At 38.3% G+C, this 16,846-nt stretch carries 15 protein-coding genes; 9 read left to right on the forward strand and 6 right to left on the reverse strand.

The genetic code is table 11. From position 1 onward, the window contains the following. Nucleotides 1-62: 62 nt before the first annotated feature. The gene (locus FLK20_RS15640) at nt 63-341 is read right to left on the reverse strand and encodes a DUF5344 family protein (protein WP_152657531.1); all 279 of its coding nucleotides are present in this window, start codon (nt 339-341) and stop codon (nt 63-65) included. 148 nt (nt 342-489) lie between these two features. Between FLK20_RS15640 and FLK20_RS15645 the strand changes: the two genes are divergently transcribed. Next, on the forward strand, nt 490-921 hold the full coding sequence (locus tag FLK20_RS15645; protein WP_152657532.1) for a YwqH-like family protein: 432 nt from the start codon (nt 490-492) through the stop codon (nt 919-921). A gap of 342 nt (nt 922-1,263) precedes the next feature. On the opposite strand, the gene FLK20_RS15650 is transcribed toward FLK20_RS15645, so the two are convergent. After that, on the reverse strand, nt 1,264-2,853 hold the full coding sequence (locus FLK20_RS15650; RefSeq protein ID WP_152657533.1) for a motility-associated ABC transporter substrate-binding family protein: 1,590 nt from the start codon (nt 2,851-2,853) through the stop codon (nt 1,264-1,266). Between the two features lie 360 nt (nt 2,854-3,213). On the opposite strand from FLK20_RS15650, the gene FLK20_RS15655 reads away from it, so the two are divergent. The 5 genes from FLK20_RS15655 to FLK20_RS15675 all read left to right on the forward strand — a co-directional run bounded on the left by FLK20_RS15655 (nt 3,214) and on the right by FLK20_RS15675 (nt 8,472). Next, nucleotides 3,214-4,164 carry a phosphate/phosphite/phosphonate ABC transporter substrate-binding protein gene (locus tag FLK20_RS15655; RefSeq protein WP_152657534.1) on the forward strand — a complete coding sequence of 317 codons (951 nt, stop codon included), beginning with the start codon at nt 3,214-3,216 and terminating at the stop codon, nt 4,162-4,164. A 300-nt stretch (nt 4,165-4,464) separates the two neighbouring features. Then, nucleotides 4,465-5,238, forward strand: a complete 774-nt coding sequence (gene phnC / locus FLK20_RS15660) for a phosphonate ABC transporter ATP-binding protein (RefSeq protein WP_152657535.1) — start codon at nt 4,465-4,467, stop codon at nt 5,236-5,238. Then, nucleotides 5,238-6,029: a phosphonate ABC transporter, permease protein PhnE gene (gene phnE / locus FLK20_RS15665; RefSeq protein ID WP_152657639.1), complete on the forward strand. Its 792-nt coding sequence runs from the start codon at nt 5,238-5,240 to the stop codon at nt 6,027-6,029. Before phnC ends, phnE (FLK20_RS15665) begins: the two co-directional genes overlap by 1 nt. After that, the gene (phnE, locus tag FLK20_RS15670; protein WP_152657536.1) at nt 6,026-6,829 is read left to right on the forward strand and encodes a phosphonate ABC transporter, permease protein PhnE; all 804 of its coding nucleotides are present in this window, start codon (nt 6,026-6,028) and stop codon (nt 6,827-6,829) included. Before phnE (FLK20_RS15665) ends, phnE (FLK20_RS15670) begins: the two co-directional genes overlap by 4 nt. A gap of 50 nt (nt 6,830-6,879) precedes the next feature. Continuing rightward, nucleotides 6,880-8,472, forward strand: coding sequence for a bifunctional metallophosphatase/5'-nucleotidase (locus FLK20_RS15675; protein WP_152657537.1), 1,593 nt, complete (start codon nt 6,880-6,882; stop codon nt 8,470-8,472). Between the two features lie 268 nt (nt 8,473-8,740). Here FLK20_RS15675 and FLK20_RS15680 read toward each other — a convergent pair whose 3' ends face one another. Beyond that, on the reverse strand, nt 8,741-10,249 hold the full coding sequence (locus tag FLK20_RS15680) for a DHA2 family efflux MFS transporter permease subunit (RefSeq protein WP_152657538.1): 1,509 nt from the start codon (nt 10,247-10,249) through the stop codon (nt 8,741-8,743). A gap of 356 nt (nt 10,250-10,605) precedes the next feature. On the opposite strand from FLK20_RS15680, the gene FLK20_RS15685 reads away from it, so the two are divergent. The 3 genes from FLK20_RS15685 (at nt 10,606) to FLK20_RS15695 (ending at nt 13,255) form a co-directional block, all read left to right on the forward strand. After that, entirely contained in the window at nt 10,606-11,493 is an 888-nt protein-coding gene (locus FLK20_RS15685; protein ID WP_152657539.1) for a TetR/AcrR family transcriptional regulator, read from the forward strand. A gap of 166 nt (nt 11,494-11,659) precedes the next feature. Further along, entirely contained in the window at nt 11,660-12,370 is a 711-nt protein-coding gene (locus FLK20_RS15690) for a DUF6612 family protein (protein ID WP_152657540.1), read from the forward strand. Nucleotides 12,371-12,706: 336 nt separating this feature from the next. Further along, nucleotides 12,707-13,255: a competence protein ComK gene (locus tag FLK20_RS15695; RefSeq protein WP_152657541.1), complete on the forward strand. Its 549-nt coding sequence runs from the start codon at nt 12,707-12,709 to the stop codon at nt 13,253-13,255. Between the two features lie 247 nt (nt 13,256-13,502). Here the strand turns inward: FLK20_RS15695 and FLK20_RS22135 are convergent, their stop codons facing one another. The 3 genes from FLK20_RS22135 to FLK20_RS15705 all read right to left on the reverse strand — a co-directional run bounded on the left by FLK20_RS22135 (nt 13,503) and on the right by FLK20_RS15705 (nt 16,845). Further along, the gene (locus tag FLK20_RS22135; protein WP_255473839.1) at nt 13,503-13,631 is read right to left on the reverse strand and encodes a hypothetical protein; all 129 of its coding nucleotides are present in this window, start codon (nt 13,629-13,631) and stop codon (nt 13,503-13,505) included. Between the two features lie 198 nt (nt 13,632-13,829). Then, nucleotides 13,830-15,770, reverse strand: coding sequence for a BglG family transcription antiterminator (locus tag FLK20_RS15700; protein ID WP_152657542.1), 1,941 nt, complete (start codon nt 15,768-15,770; stop codon nt 13,830-13,832). Nucleotides 15,771-15,801: 31 nt separating this feature from the next. After that, nucleotides 15,802-16,845: a tyrosine-protein phosphatase gene (locus FLK20_RS15705; protein WP_152657543.1), complete on the reverse strand. Its 1,044-nt coding sequence runs from the start codon at nt 16,843-16,845 to the stop codon at nt 15,802-15,804. Between the last annotated feature and the right edge of the window lies 1 nt (nt 16,846).

Here is a 16,846-nt window from a genome sequence, read left to right on the forward strand (position 1 = left end):
TTGCTTCGTGAATTGGTTCCGCTTTTAAGCGCTTCATTTTTTTCCTGCAATCCCCCTTTCTTTTACTTGAGCATTTCGATGCCTTTTGCTGCCTGCCGCTCTTTTTCCTCTAAGCTATCCAGTGCCGCCTCGCTTAATGCAAGATGCTGATTGACGATATTTTGATAAGATGTCATTACTTGTTGCCACTGCACAGCGATGTCTTGCATTTTTTCCGCCACCTCCATCGCTTTCTGTGCATCTATCGGTTGACTTTCCCAGGTTTCTATCTGATTGACAGCTGCTGTAATCTGCCGATGTTTTCCTTCTACAGCGGGACGATTCAGTTTTATTTCTCCCATCATTCCCCCTCCACTTCTCTGTATAGTTTCATTTAAAAGACTGGAATACACTATAAATTTTTCTTGTTTTCCAGTATAATAGATTCAATTTATAAATACCATTTTTTTCTGATAAAAGAAAAAATAATCAAAGAATGGAGGTTATCTAATGGATTCAGCACTTCGTACGATCGATGCAGCGTTAATGAATGTTCAGCAGCTTCTCGGCTCTTATAACTTGCGTTTCATAGATAATCAAGGGAAATTACATCGTTTAGAAAAGGCTTTAATGGAATTAACAGAAACAAAAACGGCATTGGACACTATGAAAAGTGCTTATCTACAGCCTGAATTTACTTCAGAAACATTTGCAGGAAAAAACAGCAATCAGTTGAATGATTTCCGGCATGATACTTTAGCAGACAGCTTTAAACAGTTGACAGAAACCCAGATGGAACAAAGAATAGAGGACATCCAGCGGCAAATCACGATCTATCAGGGGGAGATCAGCAATATAAAGGCTTCGATTTCTTCCTTTGAATCTCAGCAAAAAGAGCTCCATTTAAAGAGGGAAAGGGAAATAGCAAATAAGGAGTCTTAAGTTTATCACAGTGTAACAGGACTCGGTTTAGACTAAATAAGTTAGTAAGCCTAAATACGTTTGTTTTCATACAAGTGGGACTGCGGCTACTAGCCCCATCAAAACCGCTGTTTGTAGTCCTGCATGCACCTAAAGGTGTGACGCAAAACAGCCTCTTTAAAGGCTCTTGAACCAAACGGGCTGTTGACTTGCTGTCTGCTCTCCCGCTTAGAAATGATGTGTTTCCTTATTTTTTGAAGTGGCACGTTAACTGGACAGTGAAAAGTTTTCACTGTCCAGTCCCTATCTACCTTACATATAAACCAAAATCAATCGTCCCATTTCAAATCTGATTCATTCTGGTTAACCTGCAATCAAAAACATCCCTTCACTCTGTTCCATTAAAAAGCTTTGTGTACCAAGTGTAATCGTTTTGGTAAATACATTATTTCCTGACCCCAGACGCAGTCTTATATTTGCATTCCCCTCTGAAGCACCATTACCAGTTCGCATGATCACAGTGGCTTCTGCCTGTCCAGTTTCATCCGCTTTTAACGTGCCGATACTTTGATAGCCATAGTTTGACGGCCATGTTCCATCTTCATTTTGTATCTGTGAAACAGCTTTCCCGCCATCCAGATAAATTTGCATTTCTGCATTCTCAATAACCTGACCCGGACTCATATCTGTCAGTGTTACGGTGACTTCGAATGGTGTCCCGTCAATAGGGACTACTTCCGGGGTGTCAATGTTATATTTGATTTCCGTTGGCGGATCCACTTCTGAACCAAAAGAGCCATCAGCAAAGGTTGACTGATCATACCATAGATAACCTTGCGCCGGATTTCTCCATGGCTCTGTTTCAGGCTCAGTGGACTGTTCTGGTGTTTCCATTGGTAAAATTGGAGAAGAATCATCTAAAGGCAGATCAATTTCTGAAAAAGTTTGATAATCCTCCTGTTCTGCTAACCAATTAACCATATTAACTAATAGTTCGCCATTATCCGCGTCAATAAATCCATCATAGGTTCGTTTTATTTCTCCATGCTCTTCATTACGATATTTCGGGGTGCTGTCCTCTACTGGCGAGGAATCTCCAATGAAGGCTGATTTTCCGTCTCCCTTTTTCCCGATAGCAGCAAACGGTCCTTCCTCTATACCGCCGCCAAAATAAACGCCTTGATCCACAGCAGAATTCCATTTGTTCTCACTTTCTGTTAACCCATCAGGCAAATAGACAATGCCCTTTGCAATCTCGGGATTCATAACCGCAAGCGTAGAACCGGCGTGAATCGTGACTTCACTTACTCCTTCTGTGATACCAAATGATTCTTCTGAAGAAACAATGACATCCCCAATCGTATTATCAATTGCATTAAAACGGAATCGCACTCCAAATTCTTCATTTAACCAGTCACTGCTTTCAACACCAGCCATTGCTTCTTTCTCGCCGGCATTCATTCCTTTAGCAGGGTCCTTAAATGCTCCACGCCGCCAGCCATTCATAATTTCATTCGAATCCCAGCGGTTAAAATTCCGGTCAGCATTATAGTGATCGGCAATAAAGAAAACGCCTCCTCCATTTTCAGCAAATGCAGCAATTGCTTCCTGCTCCTCCGCCTTAAAAGGGATTTGTGCTTCTGGAATAACCAACACATTGAAACCTTCCAGGTCACCTAGGGATAAAGGGACTGTACTACGATGTTCTTTAACAACATAACCTTCTTCAGCTAATGCATCTGCAAAATCCGAAAAAGCTCCATCAATGACCCAATCAGATTGTCCAGCTGTTTGCCCATGGCTATTATCGAACAAAACCTTCATTCCGTTTGGCTCCTCAGGATAAAGTACAGGTGCCGGATCATTTGGTCCCTCTGCCTCTACGACTGCTGCTTGCCCAAAAAACACTACTAGCATTAGAGCTGACAAAATGAAATTTAAAGTATGTTTCATCCTTTACATACCTCCCAGTTTTTGAAATACATGATTCAGATTAAATAGAGCATTCTGTCATCTTTAAATGAAATCGTAAACGATGTACGAACTAAAATATATCAGACTGTTAACGAACCTTTGTCCAGCTGTCCTCCCCTCCTGTAATAAACAAATTGCTCCGATCGTTTACAACTTGATAATTTTATAATAACAAAATTTTCAAGTGATGAATGGAATATCGAGAAATTTTTACAAGATTTACTGTTTTTAAACAAAAATCTTGTATCTCCTAGTAAATATTCCATGTTATACTAGTAAAGTAGCGTTTCAAACTCATAAACAGTCTAAATCTATATTTATTTAGGAGGGGTTTCAAGTATGAAGTTGAAAAAATTAGGAGCTTTTTTCATTGCGTTTGCCTTGCTCCTGCTTGCTGCGTGTGGAGATTCCGATGGTGATGCAAATGGCGGTGACAGTGGCGATAACACTTCAAATGGAGATACATACGTACCTGATTCGCTAACCGTTCAATTTGTACCTTCTCAAAATGCAGAAACATTAGAAGCAAGAGCAAAACCTTTGGAAGACTTACTGGCAGATGAGCTTGGTATTGATGTAACTGTAAGCGTATCAACTAATTATAACACTGTGGTTGAAGCTTTGGCTTCAGGACAAATTGATGTTGGTTTTCTGCCTCCAAACGCATATATACAGGCACATGACGAATATGGTGCAGCAGATGTTATCTTACAATCTCAGCGCTATGGGGTAAATGAAGACGGCACAAGTACAGATGAACTTGTCGACTCTTACTATGCAATCTTTATCGCGAGAGCAGATTCTGATATTAATGATATTTCAGATGTAGAAGGAAAAACAGTTGCATTTCAGGATGTAACATCATCAGCCGGATATGTATGGCCGGCAGCTGTTTTATTAGATGAAGGCATTGATCCATTGGCGGATGTCAATCCATTAACACTCCAAGGGCATGATGCTGCTGTTACTGCTGTCCTAAATGGTGAAGCAGATGTAGCTGCTATCTTCCAGGATGCACGTAATGTCGTTTTATCTGATTTCCCGGATGTATTTGAAGATACAAAGGTTATTGCTTATACAGAGCCTATTCCAAATGACACAATTGCTGTTCAAACAGATATGGACGATGAATGGAAAGAAAAAATCCAGCAGGCTTTTATTAATATTGGACAATCAGAGGAAGGCTTAGAAATTGTCCGCGATATTTATACACATGAAGGCTATGTAGAATCACAAGACTCGAACTTTGATATTGTCCGCGAATATTCCGAACGAATTCAGGGAGAATAAGCCCCTCAGAAATTATTTTTATTTTCAATCTGGTATTACACTTTTTAAAAGGATGTCTAAAAGGAGAAATTTTCTTTTTAAACATCCTTTTTTAGACACGAATACGTTATAAATTCATGCAAATTATCTGTAAGTCCGGCATACAGTTTTTTCACAGAGCTTTTACACATACAGATTCAGCAAAAGGGCAAGCATTCCGTTACACTGGATTTCACCAGCGGAACAGGACTGCGATTACCCATCCCATCAAAGACAATTACAGCGTAATAAACTATTTCTGAAAAGAAAGTTGGATAAAAAATGATTGAATTAGAAAATGTTTCGAAAATATATCCTAATGGTGTAAAAGGATTACAGGATATTAATTTAACGATCGACAAAGGGGAATTTATCTCCATTGTCGGATTATCAGGTGCTGGTAAATCAACACTATTACGTTCGATCAACCGTTTAATTGATATTTCTTCTGGAGATATAAGAATAAATGAACAGTCTATTACTTCGGCAAATGAAAAATCCTTGCGTTTAATACGCCGGGACATTGGAATGATTTTTCAAAATTTCAACCTTGTTAAACGCTCCAGTGTGTTACGTAACGTACTTTCTGGACGTGTCGCACATAACAATACCTTACGAACCCTTTTGAATTTATTTCCACAAAAAGATGTGGATCTGGCTTTGAAAGCACTGGAACGAGTAAACATATTGGATAAAGCGTATACCAGATCGAGCGAATTATCAGGCGGACAGCAGCAGCGTGTTTCAATTGCCAGGGCATTAGCACAGGAAGCGAAAATTATTTTAGCTGATGAGCCGACTGCATCCCTTGATCCCGTAACTACTAAACAGGTAATGGATGATTTAAAAAAGATAAATACAGAGGATGAAGTAACCGTCATCATTAATCTGCATTTTGTAGATCTGGCGAAAGAATATTCAACCAGAATCATAGGCTTGCGGGAAGGAAAGGTAGTGTTTGATGGTTCGCCTGCAGAAGCAACGGATGAGGTGTTTGAGGAAATTTACGGTCGATCATTAAAAGAAGATGAACTTTTAGGGGAGGAAAACCTATGATGGACACAAAGCTAAATGGTCCAGTTCCGTCCAAACCATCGAGATGGTCATTCTATCTTTTTCTTATCGGGATATTTATTATTGTTCTAATAAGCGCTATATACATTGACGCGAATCCATTTACTTTTTTTAGAAATAGTGAAAATATGTTTGACTTGATTGGCAGTATGTTCCCCCCTGCCTGGTCTTACATTGCAACCACAACCCCGGCAATGCTTGATACGATTCGAATGGCACTACTTGGAACAACTTTCGGAATGATACTTTCCATTCCTATCATGTTCCTTTGCGCACGTAATATTTTCCGAATCCGCTGGTTAGTGGAAGCGTCACGAATTGGCCTAAACATATTAAGAACTATTCCAGACTTGCTATTAGCGGCGATTTTTGCTGCAATTCTTGGTTTTTCGCCAATTGCCGGTATTGTTGCTTTATCCATTTTTTCTATTGGAATTATTGCAAAACTATCCTTTGAAGCAATCGAAAATATTGACAACGGTCCGCTTGAATCGATGACAGCTGTCGGTGCAAACAAATTACAATGGATTGCGTTTGGCGTTGTTCCGCAAATATTGCCGCATTTTGTTTCTTATGTTCTATATACATTTGAAATCAATATTCGGGCTGCAGCTATTCTCGGTTTAGTGGGAGCTGGCGGAATTGGGCTGTATTATGATCGTGCACTTGGGTTTTTCGCTTACGATCAAGTTCTGGCACTGATTCTATACACCTTAGTTGTTGTTATTTTAATTGATTTAATTAGTTTGAAAATAAGGGAGAAGCTGCTATGAATCAATCTGATCCGTTAAAAAAAGCACGAAGAAAAAGAAGATGGAAATTTACAACACTCTTTATTATTCTCATTGCTCTGTATATATGGGCATTCTCCGGGATTGAATTTAGAGGAATACAAGAGACAGCATGGCCAGTGACCAAGAATATTATTCATGGATTTATCTCACCCGACCTCAGCTTTATCTACAGTCCAGATGGAGAAGACTTGATCAGAGGGCTGTTGGAAACCTTAGCCATTGCCGTCGTGGGAATTATGCTATCCATTATCTTTGCTATTCCGATTGGACTTTGGGCCGCAAAAAATCTTAGCTCCACTTCGCTTATTTCACAAAGTGGAAAAGGAATTCTGAGCTTCTTCCGGACGATGCCTGATATTATTTTAGCTCTTTTATTTATTAAAGTTGTCGGTCCTGGTGCATATGCGGGCATGCTCGCACTTGGTATTGGTGCAATCGGCATGCTGGGCAAGCTATATGCAGAAGAGGTAGAGGCAATGGATGAAGGCCCTGTTGAATCGATTGCCGCAGTTGGAGGAAATAAGTTGCAGCAGCTTGCTTTCGGAGTAATTCCCCAAGTATTACCCGGCTTTATTTCTGCTACATTATACCGATTTGAAATCAATATGCGTTCTGCTGCCACTTTAGGTTTAATTGGAGCAGGCGGTATTGGGACACCGTTGATTTTTGCCATCCAGGGCCGAAGCTGGGATCGGGTTGGCATCATTATTATCGGTATTGTCATTGTTGTATTAATTGTTGACTTGATTTCAAGTGCGCTTCGAAAACGAATTGTTTAAAGCCAATAAAAAAAGATTTTTTATAAAATAAGAAAGGAGAGCCACTACATATGGAAAAACAGAAAATTATTATCTTATTTACAAGTGATGTTCATGGCAAAATCTCCCCCTATAACAGTCAGGATAAAAGTTATGACGGAAAAGGATATGCAAAGGTCTCCTCCATCATAAAATCAGTCAGGGAACAGGAAAAGCATGTGATTGTTCTTGATAACGGGGATATGCTGCAAGGCACACCGCTTTCTCATTTTGCACTTGTTGAAAAGAAGGATGAAACCACCATACACCCTGTCATTACAGCCTGTAATAACATTCAATATGATGCAGCAGTTATTGGAAATCATGAGTTTAATTATGGTCGTGAAAAGCTGGAAAAGGCGATTCACGACTCCAATTTCCCCTGGCTGTCTGCTAATACAGTAAAAAAAGGAACAGAAGAGCCTTACTTTGGAACACCATATCTCATTAAAAAATATGATGATCTGACTGTTGGCATTCTTGGATTAACAACGAAAAACATTCCCGTATGGGAGCCTGATCGGCATATTGACCGCTTTGACTTCTTAGACCCGGTAGAAACAGCAAAAAAATGGGTTCCTTTTTTAAAAGAGGAGCTGGGAGCAGATATTGTTGTTATTGCTTACCATGGCGGATTTGAACAAGATCCTGTAACCGGAGAGCACATAGCTGTCAGCAACGGAGAAAATCAAGGAAATGAGCTGTTAGCGGCTATTCCAGAGATAGATGTACTGATTACAGGTCATCAGCACTTGGTATATCAAGCTGTTACAGAAGACAACAGAGCAGTTATCCAATCTGGAACAAAGGGTGAATTTGTCGGTCGGATTGATTTATGGGCTGAAAAGAAGGGTAGCAGTAAACCTTATGAATTAGTCCAACGGGAAACCTCTCTCCTTTCTGTAAAAGACGCAGCAGCAGACGAGACGATATTATCGGAGATAGAGGATATTGAAAAAGAAGTAGATGCCTGGCTTGATGAAACACTCACAACAATCACGGATCCATCTATGCTGCAGATTAACGATCCTTTGTCAGATGTTTGGGTCAAGGAACACCCTATGATTGAGTGGGTGAATAAAACATTTCTGAAGGTAACAGGCGCAGAGTTGGCATCAACAGCTTATTTTCTTACACATGGGATGTCATTTGGGAAAGTACTCACCAGAAGGGATATGCACACCTTTTATCCATACGCTAATACATTAGTGGTAATGGAAGTGACAGGGGAAGAAATCCGTGCTTCCCTGGAGTTTACCAATACATTTCTCACGTTAGATCAGAATGAAAATATTGTCATAAATGAATCATGGAAGCATCCCCGTCTGCTTAGCTATAATTATGATATGTGGGAAGGAATTGAATATACTGTTCAATTGAGCAAACCAGAAGGCAAACGAATTACGAATCTTACTGTCCATGGAGAACCTATCAATTTGCATAAAAAATACCGCGTTGCCACCAGCAGCTATCGTGCAAGTGGCACAGGCGGCTACAATATGTTTCATTCAGAAAAAATTATCAAAGAATTTCCATTTGGGATAACCGAAATGCTTATTGAGGAATTAGAAAACACAAAAGAATTTATTCCCGCTGCAGACCAAAATTGGACAGTAGTCAAATAGAATTTTTTAATCTATTGATGGAAGAGCATTTTAAGAAGAGCGGTTCACGCAGAAGCTGCTCTTCTTTTTTATTATCCAAAAAGCTGCTGATATTCTCTCTTCCCTTATGGTCTCGATATGATACAGTTCAATCAGGACATGTCGTGACTTTTCTCTTCATAAACAAAAAAATGATGCTTCCTTATGTAGTAATAGGGGGAATTATGAACACAAATATTGTGATATAAAAATCCGCAGAGTAAGGGTGATACTCCGCGGATTTTCCTTCTTATTCAGCTGCTTTCGTAATTATCTTCCCATCCGTACCAACACGTTTAATAAACAGTGCCAGAATAAATGCTAAAACAATAATTAACAAGGAGATAAAGAACGAGAAGTTAATTCCATGAAGCATGGCCTCATTCATTATTTCAGCTTGCATTTGTTCCGCTGCAGCGCCAGTCGGTATTTGCGATGGATCAATATTTTTCATTGCTTCCTCAGCCAGTGCTTCTGCTTCTTTATTTGTCTGGCTGTTCATTACCGTAATCAATAAGGCAGAACCGATCGCACCTGATACCTGCTGCAAAGTGTTGTTCATTGCTGTACCATGCGGGTTTTGATGCATCGGCAATTGATTTAATCCATTTGTCATTACAGGCATCATCACCATAGACATTCCAAATGAACGAACGGCAAAGATAACCATAAGCGATGTGATCGTAATTTCCATATCTAACTGTGTAAAGAAGTAAGTTGTTATACCCGTAATCGTTAAACCAATGATGGTTAATGTACGCGCACCAAATTTATCAAACAAGCGCCCGGTAATTGGTGACATAATCCCCATCACAAGTGCTCCCGGGAGCATTAACAGCCCTGCCTCAAACGGTGTAAAGCCCCGGACTGTCTGCACATATAACGGAATTAAAATCATCCCGGAGAACAATGCCATTGCCAGCACAACAGAAATTGCCGAGGATAATGCAAACATTGGATAACGGAAAATACGGAACTCAAGCATCGGATCTTCCATACGTAATTGACGAAGGATAAGTGTGATGACACTAATTACTCCGACAATTAATGTAACATAAACAGCTGGATGGCTCCAGCCCATATCTGGATCTCCTGCTGAACTAAATCCATATAATAAACCGCCAAAACCAAAGCTGGACAGAATAATTGACAATACATCGAGCTTGATATCACGCTGCTGCGTAATGTTTTTCAATTTGAATACGCCAATTAATAAAGAAATAATAGCAATCGGAAAGACAATATAGAATAATGTTCTCCAATCATAATGCTCAACAATCCATCCGGATAATGTCGGACCAATGGCAGGCGCTACAATCATTACAAGACCAAAAGTCCCCATTGCCGTACCGCGCTTTTCAATGGGAAAAGCAGTCAGCATCACATTCATTAGCAGGGGCATCATCACAGCAGAGCCTGCTGCCTGGATTAGCCTTGCCGTTAACAGAACGGAAAAGGTTGGTGAAATAGCGGCTACTAATGTACCTAATGTAAATAAAGTCATTGCCGTTAAAAATAACTTTCTATTTGTAAAACGTTGAATTAAAAAGGCACTCGCCGGAATAAGAATTCCGTTTACAAGCATATACCCGTTTGTCAGCCATTGAACTGTTGTCGGGCTTACTTCAAATTCTGCCATAATGGAAGGCAGTGCTACATTTAATAATGTTTCATTTAAAATTGCGACAAACGCCCCAATGAATAAAATAGCAATCATGCCATAAGGCGGTTGCTTATGCATCTCCTGAATATCAGTCATTAAAGACCCTCACTTTCTTTCCTCAGAAAAAAATCACATTTCCTCATCCTGCAGAGAAACGATTATTTTTCTTCTACTCGGTATGTTATATTTTCTGCTCCATCGAAATACTTCACGATCTTATTTTTATGGTTTTCTGAAGTGCAAAAAAAGCATCTTGAAGAGGGTTAAATCCTTTTTACTTCATTTCAAAGCAACTTTCTCTCTTAAGACTTAACTATTTTATACCTACAGTCTAATAAATGCAACAAAAATCTTCAAACAATCTTCAAATGTTGATATATCAATAAATATAGACTAGTATAAATATTGTACTTAAGTTCTAATTTCTTAAAATCACACAAAGGGACGGTTATATGAATAAGAAAAAGAAGCAAATTATCGAAGCTGCACAAACACTTTTTATCAAGAAAGGTTTTTCTGCAACGCCGATTCAGGATATTCTAGAAGAAGCGAATGTATCAAAAGGAACATTCTATAATTATTTTTCATCCAAAACAGCATGCTTAATGGCTATTTTGTTATTTATTAAAGAGGAAGTAATCCATGACCGGCAACAGCTTGCCCTTGGTAAATCTCCTTCAGATAAAGATATTTTTGTAAAGCAGATTGCTGCCCGTTTTCATATCGATAAAAAACATAACCTGATGGCATTATTTGCTTCTTTGGCGAGTTCAGATAAAGCACATCAAGAATTAAAAGAATTCTTAAACCAGCAATATCTGGAAGAAGTAACATGGATGGCAGCACGAATCCGCGACGTGTTTGGTGACGAAAAACAGGAATATGCCTATGACGATGCTGTTACCTGTTTCGGCACAATCCATTTAACTTCAAAAATATTGATGGACCTTGGTAAAACAGAAATTCCTATTGAAGAGACGATTTACTTCGCTCTACAGCAAATTGAGAAAACCAACACTCATCCGCCATTTTTGAAAGCAGACTATTTCCTTCTCTATCAACAAGAAAAGCATGCTGCGGAAAAAGACACTAAAATGACTTTGCAGCAAACATTAACAGATTTGGGTAGTCATGTAGAAAAATTGAAAAATCAGAGGCTGACATATTATCATCAATATTTACTGGAACAGCTACAATCAAACACTCCTAATCTATTTCTAATGGAGAGCGTTGTTGACTCCTATCAGAATGCCTTACAGCATACCAATCTAGAGGATAAAGGGAAGTATATTAAAATGCTGTTTACGCAATTAACAGCGGAAGAACAAGAAGACAGCTAACAGCTTGCTTTCTTTTTAGAGGAAGAAAAAGGAGTTTTCCAAAATAAAGAAGAAAGCTATATTCATTTCCATGTTGCAGTCAATTTACAAAACCTTTACGAATGATATAGACTATAATATAGAATGTAATATTATTTACCCAAAACTTAGGAAAGGTGGTGAAAACGTGAAAAAGGTATTCGCTTTGCTTGCTGTTTCTTTGCTGCTTTTTTTAATTGCTTGTTCCCAGGAAGCAAGTGAAGAGGAAGTTGTTGATAACGTTCTAAATTCTTACCGTGACGTCAGTCAATATGCTGCCGAATTTAGTATTAATACCTCCGACCTTACGGGAACAGTAAACTATAGCATAGAGGTTAATTTGACAGAAGACCCTGCTGCTCTGCATCAAATTTCAACAATTGAATCAGATGGAGAAGAAACATCTACTGATACGTATCGTGTAGATAATGAAATATACACACGAGAAGCTGACGGACCCTGGGTAAAGAGAGAGGCAGAAGAAGATGAAGCCCTGTTTAGCCCTTCCTATAGAGACATTGTTTCGGTTCTGGAGAATGTCATTGATTATGCTGAATTTGACTCGGTAGGCGGAACTTACACTTTTAGCTATAACGGCTTTGAACGTGATATTTACGAGGCTTTTGAAGGTCCTTTTAATATACTGGTGGGCGGCTCTGATATCTCTGACGAAGACATGACTTTAGATTTCTCCTTTGAAGTAAACAGTGCTGATTACTACATTGAGAATTTAGAATATAATCTTACTGTTGAAAATGAAACTGGAAATGTAGATATAAATATCCAAGTAAATTATAATGATATAAATAATATGGATGAAATTGAAATACCTGATGATGTAGTGGAACAAGCATCATAAATCGCTGCTACTCCTAGTTATTTTCCTTGAGGCGAATACAGTTATCAAATTTCATCAAAATATCTAAAGAACCTCTTGCAAAGCTTACATGTTTTATGAAGAGGTTCTTTGTTCATCCGTTAAGAAAAAACTTCTCCCATTATCCCATCCCGATAAGGAAACATCATCACTCCCCGAAAAAAACGCCGTCAACGGACTCCTTACATGTTATAGTGTCTTCTACCAGTTATTAACCTTCCCAAATAAATAGTTTAAGTTTATTTATTATTTTCAATATGTTAAACTATTTTATACCATACATAATATGTTAAAAAAGCATGTCAAAGGGGGATTATAATGATAACAAATTATGAAATAACTGACAAAACCATGGCAATACTACCATCCAGATCATCTAGAAATAAATCTAAAGTCTTTGAAGCCGATCAGGAAAACATGCTTACTTTCCATGAAAAACCCTTTGCAATCATTGAACAGAACTGCATGAAATATTTCTCTTCCTATGCCGGAAGAAGAGCATCTGTTCTACATCACACACCATTTAAAATGAAGACCCCTATTCCCATCAGTTCTACTTTAGGAATTCTTGTTTTTCCAACACATGGCCTCTCCAACCCGGCATGTGCATGGATTTTTTTTCGTCATGTTTCAAAAATTGTAAAACAAGATAGTGGATGCAATATTATTTTTAAAGATGGTACAGTATTATTTCAGCCTGTTTCTAAAATTCGAATGGAAAGACAAATCGCACGCTGCCACCAATTAAGCGTTATGATTGAAAATAGTGGAGAGAGCGGAGTTTCCATTCCCATTAGTCTCACTAATATACTTAATGAGCTCCTCGTCACCTTTACCGGGAACAATCCTGCCGGCCCTCAAAGGTAAGCGCTTTCCAAAGATGGATTATTCCCCCTTCATCACAGGGCAATCACTTATTGGAGTCCTTCTGCTGAGTTCTTTATCCTCAAAAGGTTGATTGCTCTTGTTCTCATTATAATTACGAAAGTTTATACTCACTTCACTGCGTACAAAAGCGCTGCTTACCTTCATTGGAAAGTAAGCAGCGCTTTGTATTTAAAGAAAAGTTATATCTCTACTCTCTAAAAGAGCCTCTACCATCTGTATGGAGCTTTCAATAGACATTCTCTTCCGCTATCCGGACAACCTGTAAAATAAGATTGACAAAATGTGTTTTACCTTTCCCGGTCAGTAACTTTACAAATGTTTTAATGGCAGCCACTTCATTCCTTACTTTTAACAATGCATAGCCACACCCCGTTGCAGACATATATAGCGTTATACCTGCATGATTATGTAATTCTCTTTTATAAATTTCTCCATACCACCACTTACCGCTTCTGATTACCTTAAATCATCTGTTTTGGACAACCGCTTCTTTTTCCTGTTGCAAATTCCCTTTCATTGTGCAAACTGAATTTTTCTCTGTTCATGATTTCTGCTAAATAAAAAGTTGACTATAGTTCGTTTGCTTTTCTTTACATAGGCGGACCAGCTTATTTTTATCTGTTACCATCCGGTTTAAAATATCTAAAAGCATCCGCAGTTTCTGCTTGTCCCCATTTACATTTAAATTAATAAGCAAGTAATATTCGTCTCCGCCTATTTGCGCGGAACCATTTTGGGGAAAGGAAAAGATTTTGAAAGCTTCCTTTTTTGAAGTAAGATGGAGATAAATATGAATATGTATATCTCCAGGAACCTCAATGTATTCATAATCACACCCATACTGAAAGTGAGCTTCGATCGGGAAATGATTGAACTTATACTTTGGTTCTATTTCCTCATACCTCATTTCAGGCATTTTCTTATTATAATCAAAAGCATCTAAAAAAATATGCTTCAGTGAGTCAACATACTCCAGTTCTGTCATGCCCTCTTCTGCAAAATAAATCGGGGAGTAATGGATATTCATATTTTTCCCGTAGTTTGCACACAGATAATAATCATATGTATTATAAGCTATCGAATCTAATTCATATAAAACTCTTGTTTCAATTCTTTCAATATAGTCTGAAAAATGGTGCTGTAAATTGAATTTTAACTGTTGTGTGCTTAGTCTGCCATCGATGGCAATAATCGCTAACCGCAGCTTCCGGTGGTCTAATTCAATTCGATTCAGCATCAGCAAAAACGTACTAAAAATCATATGCTCCTCATTTTCAGAGAAGGTATAGCCATATTGCTGCTGAAACTGCTGACAGATCTTTTTCATGACATGCAGTAAAAATGGATCCTGTTCATTACTATCCCTGATATTTCTATAGCCTAAATCAACACAGTCAGATACACCGAGTTTTATTTTCATGCTAATTGGTATCATTATTTTAAGCAGATCTTTTAAACATACCTCGCTATCAAATGCATCAATTTGTAAATATCCTGATAACTTCTTCAGCAGAAAATTCCGTGTTTCCTCAGCTAATGCAATCAGACTGTCATAATTTTCAACCGAACAATCTTTAAACCGATACAGATCTGTGCTGATAACTGCAATATAGGTTAAAAATTGAATAACATCTTCTGTAAAATGAAACCCTTCAAATTCCTGCTGTAAATTTTTAATCAGTTGAGTTACCAGTTCAAATTCTTCCGTTGTCTGATAATCAAACGCAATCTCCGGAAGTTCCAGTTCTATCTCGTTCTCGTCCAGGTTTTGATTACGGAAATATACGAAATAAATAATAAAACGTTCTGCATTAATGTCAGAGAATACAATTCTTGATTGCGTGATGGTCTCATAAAATATTTTTCTGATAATCTCCATATCCATCCGTTCATAGAGGAAAAGCTTATTGTATTCCTTTATCCCAAAATCACCTGTCGGGTTTTTATCAAAATATTTATAGATGCGTATCGTCAGCATAATCTTTTTAAAAGCCGGTCCTTTAACAAGCATTCCATAATGCGGCTTTACAGCAAGCAGCAGATTATAATCAAACAGGATTTTCTTCACCATTTGCAATTCTTTACTCAATGGATAACTGACATTCAGCTCATATTGAAGGAATTCTACTTTTACAGGTAAATGTGAGGATAACAGCCTCCGCAAAATATATTGCACCCGATTATCAAATTCCGTATCAATCGTTCTAGGCTGATAGATTTGGAAGAATTCTTTAATTCGATTTTCGTATTCCTTATCGGTAATTTCTAATTTATAGCCCTGTGACTGCTTGGATATAATCAGCAGATCCGCTTTAGCAAGTTCTTCCTTTAACGTACGAATATCGTTTTTGATGGTTCTGGACGTAACGCCCAGCTCTGCTGCCAGCCGCTCACTTGTCATATAGGCTTCTGAACGCAAAAGAAGGAGAAATAACGCCTTAAACCTAGCTTTGCCATCTAAAAATCCAAATTTATTTGACAAGTCTATATCCATGGTAATCTCTCCTTCTATTTACATTATAAAATTATTCCAAGTACATATCCTTCATTGTATCGATCATCTCACGGCTTACTCCGAGCTCTTCCATCACATATTTTTCAATAGATCCATATTTTTGGGTGATCGTATCAATCGATGTAGCAATAAATTCTGAACGTGTGTCAATGAAGGAATATAAATGATCCAGGACGTCCTGATCGTCAGTCAATTTTTTATATCCTTCCATCTTTACACGATTACGCTCCTGACGATTTTTTTCCGTGAGCATATAGTCTTTTACCAAATCTTCTTTTTTCACACCTAGAACACCTAAAATGAGCACAGCTCCAAAACCTGTACGGTCCTTCCCGCCACGGCAATGCTGCAGAACAGCAGGAGCATCCGGATCTGCTGAAAGACGCAGCATTTCTCCAAAGGCCTGCTTCGAATTTTCTTTATTGGCAAATGTACGGTACTGCTCGAGTACTACATCCGCCTGGTTGACTAAAGTGCCCTTTTCCTTCTGTTCAACAATCTTATTGATTAAATTAATGTCCTCATCCTGCTTCGATGAGGTAAACTGAGCAGCCAGCTCGGCAGCATGCGCTACGGGATCGAGCTGATGCGTCTTGATCTTTTCATCAATGATCTTATTAGGATATTTCCTAATCTCATCATCGCTTCGATAATCAATGATCGTATGAATATTCAGCCCTTTTAAATAGGCGACCCCAGCGTCTGTTGCATTATAAATATGATCAGAACGATACAGCATTCCCCATTTAACCGTCTTCCCATTCTCTGCTTCATATCCTCCCATATCCCGGAAGTTATTCATTCCTGCCACCGGAAGTGTTCTTTCTCCAATTGTATAGGCTTTATCCGCAAATTTCAAAAGAAAATAGGGACGATAATCCATCGGATCTAACTCAATGGAGAAGCTTGTCTCAGATGTTTTCAATAAAAACACCGGCTGCTTATCTTCTGCATCTTTCATTAAATAGACTTCTACTTCCTGCTCTTTTGGATCGTCCTTTTGAAATAAAAATTTATTTTTTTTGACTTGAGTAACTTCATATTTTTTATTCATA

It is taken from the genome of Oceanobacillus sp. CFH 90083, from assembly GCF_009389585.1.
GTDB lineage: Bacteria > Bacillota > Bacilli > Bacillales > Amphibacillaceae > Oceanobacillus.

Bases quoted from the DNA above. Each gene is read 5' to 3' on its own strand.
- FLK20_RS15640 (WP_152657531.1), bottom strand. From the start codon at position 341: ATGGGAGAAATAAAACTGAATCGTCCCGCTGTAGAAGGAAAACATCGG.
- FLK20_RS15645 (WP_152657532.1), top strand. From the start codon at position 490: ATGGATTCAGCACTTCGTACGATCGATGCAGCGTTAATGAATGTTCAG.
- FLK20_RS15650 (WP_152657533.1), bottom strand. From the start codon at position 2,853: ATGAAACATACTTTAAATTTCATTTTGTCAGCTCTAATGCTAGTAGTG.
- FLK20_RS15655 (WP_152657534.1), top strand. From the start codon at position 3,214: ATGAAGTTGAAAAAATTAGGAGCTTTTTTCATTGCGTTTGCCTTGCTC.
- phnC (WP_152657535.1), top strand. From the start codon at position 4,465: ATGATTGAATTAGAAAATGTTTCGAAAATATATCCTAATGGTGTAAAA.
- phnE (WP_152657639.1), top strand. From the start codon at position 5,238: ATGGACACAAAGCTAAATGGTCCAGTTCCGTCCAAACCATCGAGATGG.
- phnE (WP_152657536.1), top strand. From the start codon at position 6,026: ATGAATCAATCTGATCCGTTAAAAAAAGCACGAAGAAAAAGAAGATGG.
- FLK20_RS15675 (WP_152657537.1), top strand. From the start codon at position 6,880: ATGGAAAAACAGAAAATTATTATCTTATTTACAAGTGATGTTCATGGC.
- FLK20_RS15680 (WP_152657538.1), bottom strand. From the start codon at position 10,249: ATGACTGATATTCAGGAGATGCATAAGCAACCGCCTTATGGCATGATT.
- FLK20_RS15685 (WP_152657539.1), top strand. From the start codon at position 10,606: ATGAATAAGAAAAAGAAGCAAATTATCGAAGCTGCACAAACACTTTTT.
- FLK20_RS15695 (WP_152657541.1), top strand. From the start codon at position 12,707: ATGATAACAAATTATGAAATAACTGACAAAACCATGGCAATACTACCA.
- FLK20_RS15700 (WP_152657542.1), bottom strand. From the start codon at position 15,770: ATGGATATAGACTTGTCAAATAAATTTGGATTTTTAGATGGCAAAGCT.
- FLK20_RS15705 (WP_152657543.1), bottom strand. From the start codon at position 16,845: ATGAATAAAAAATATGAAGTTACTCAAGTCAAAAAAAATAAATTTTTA.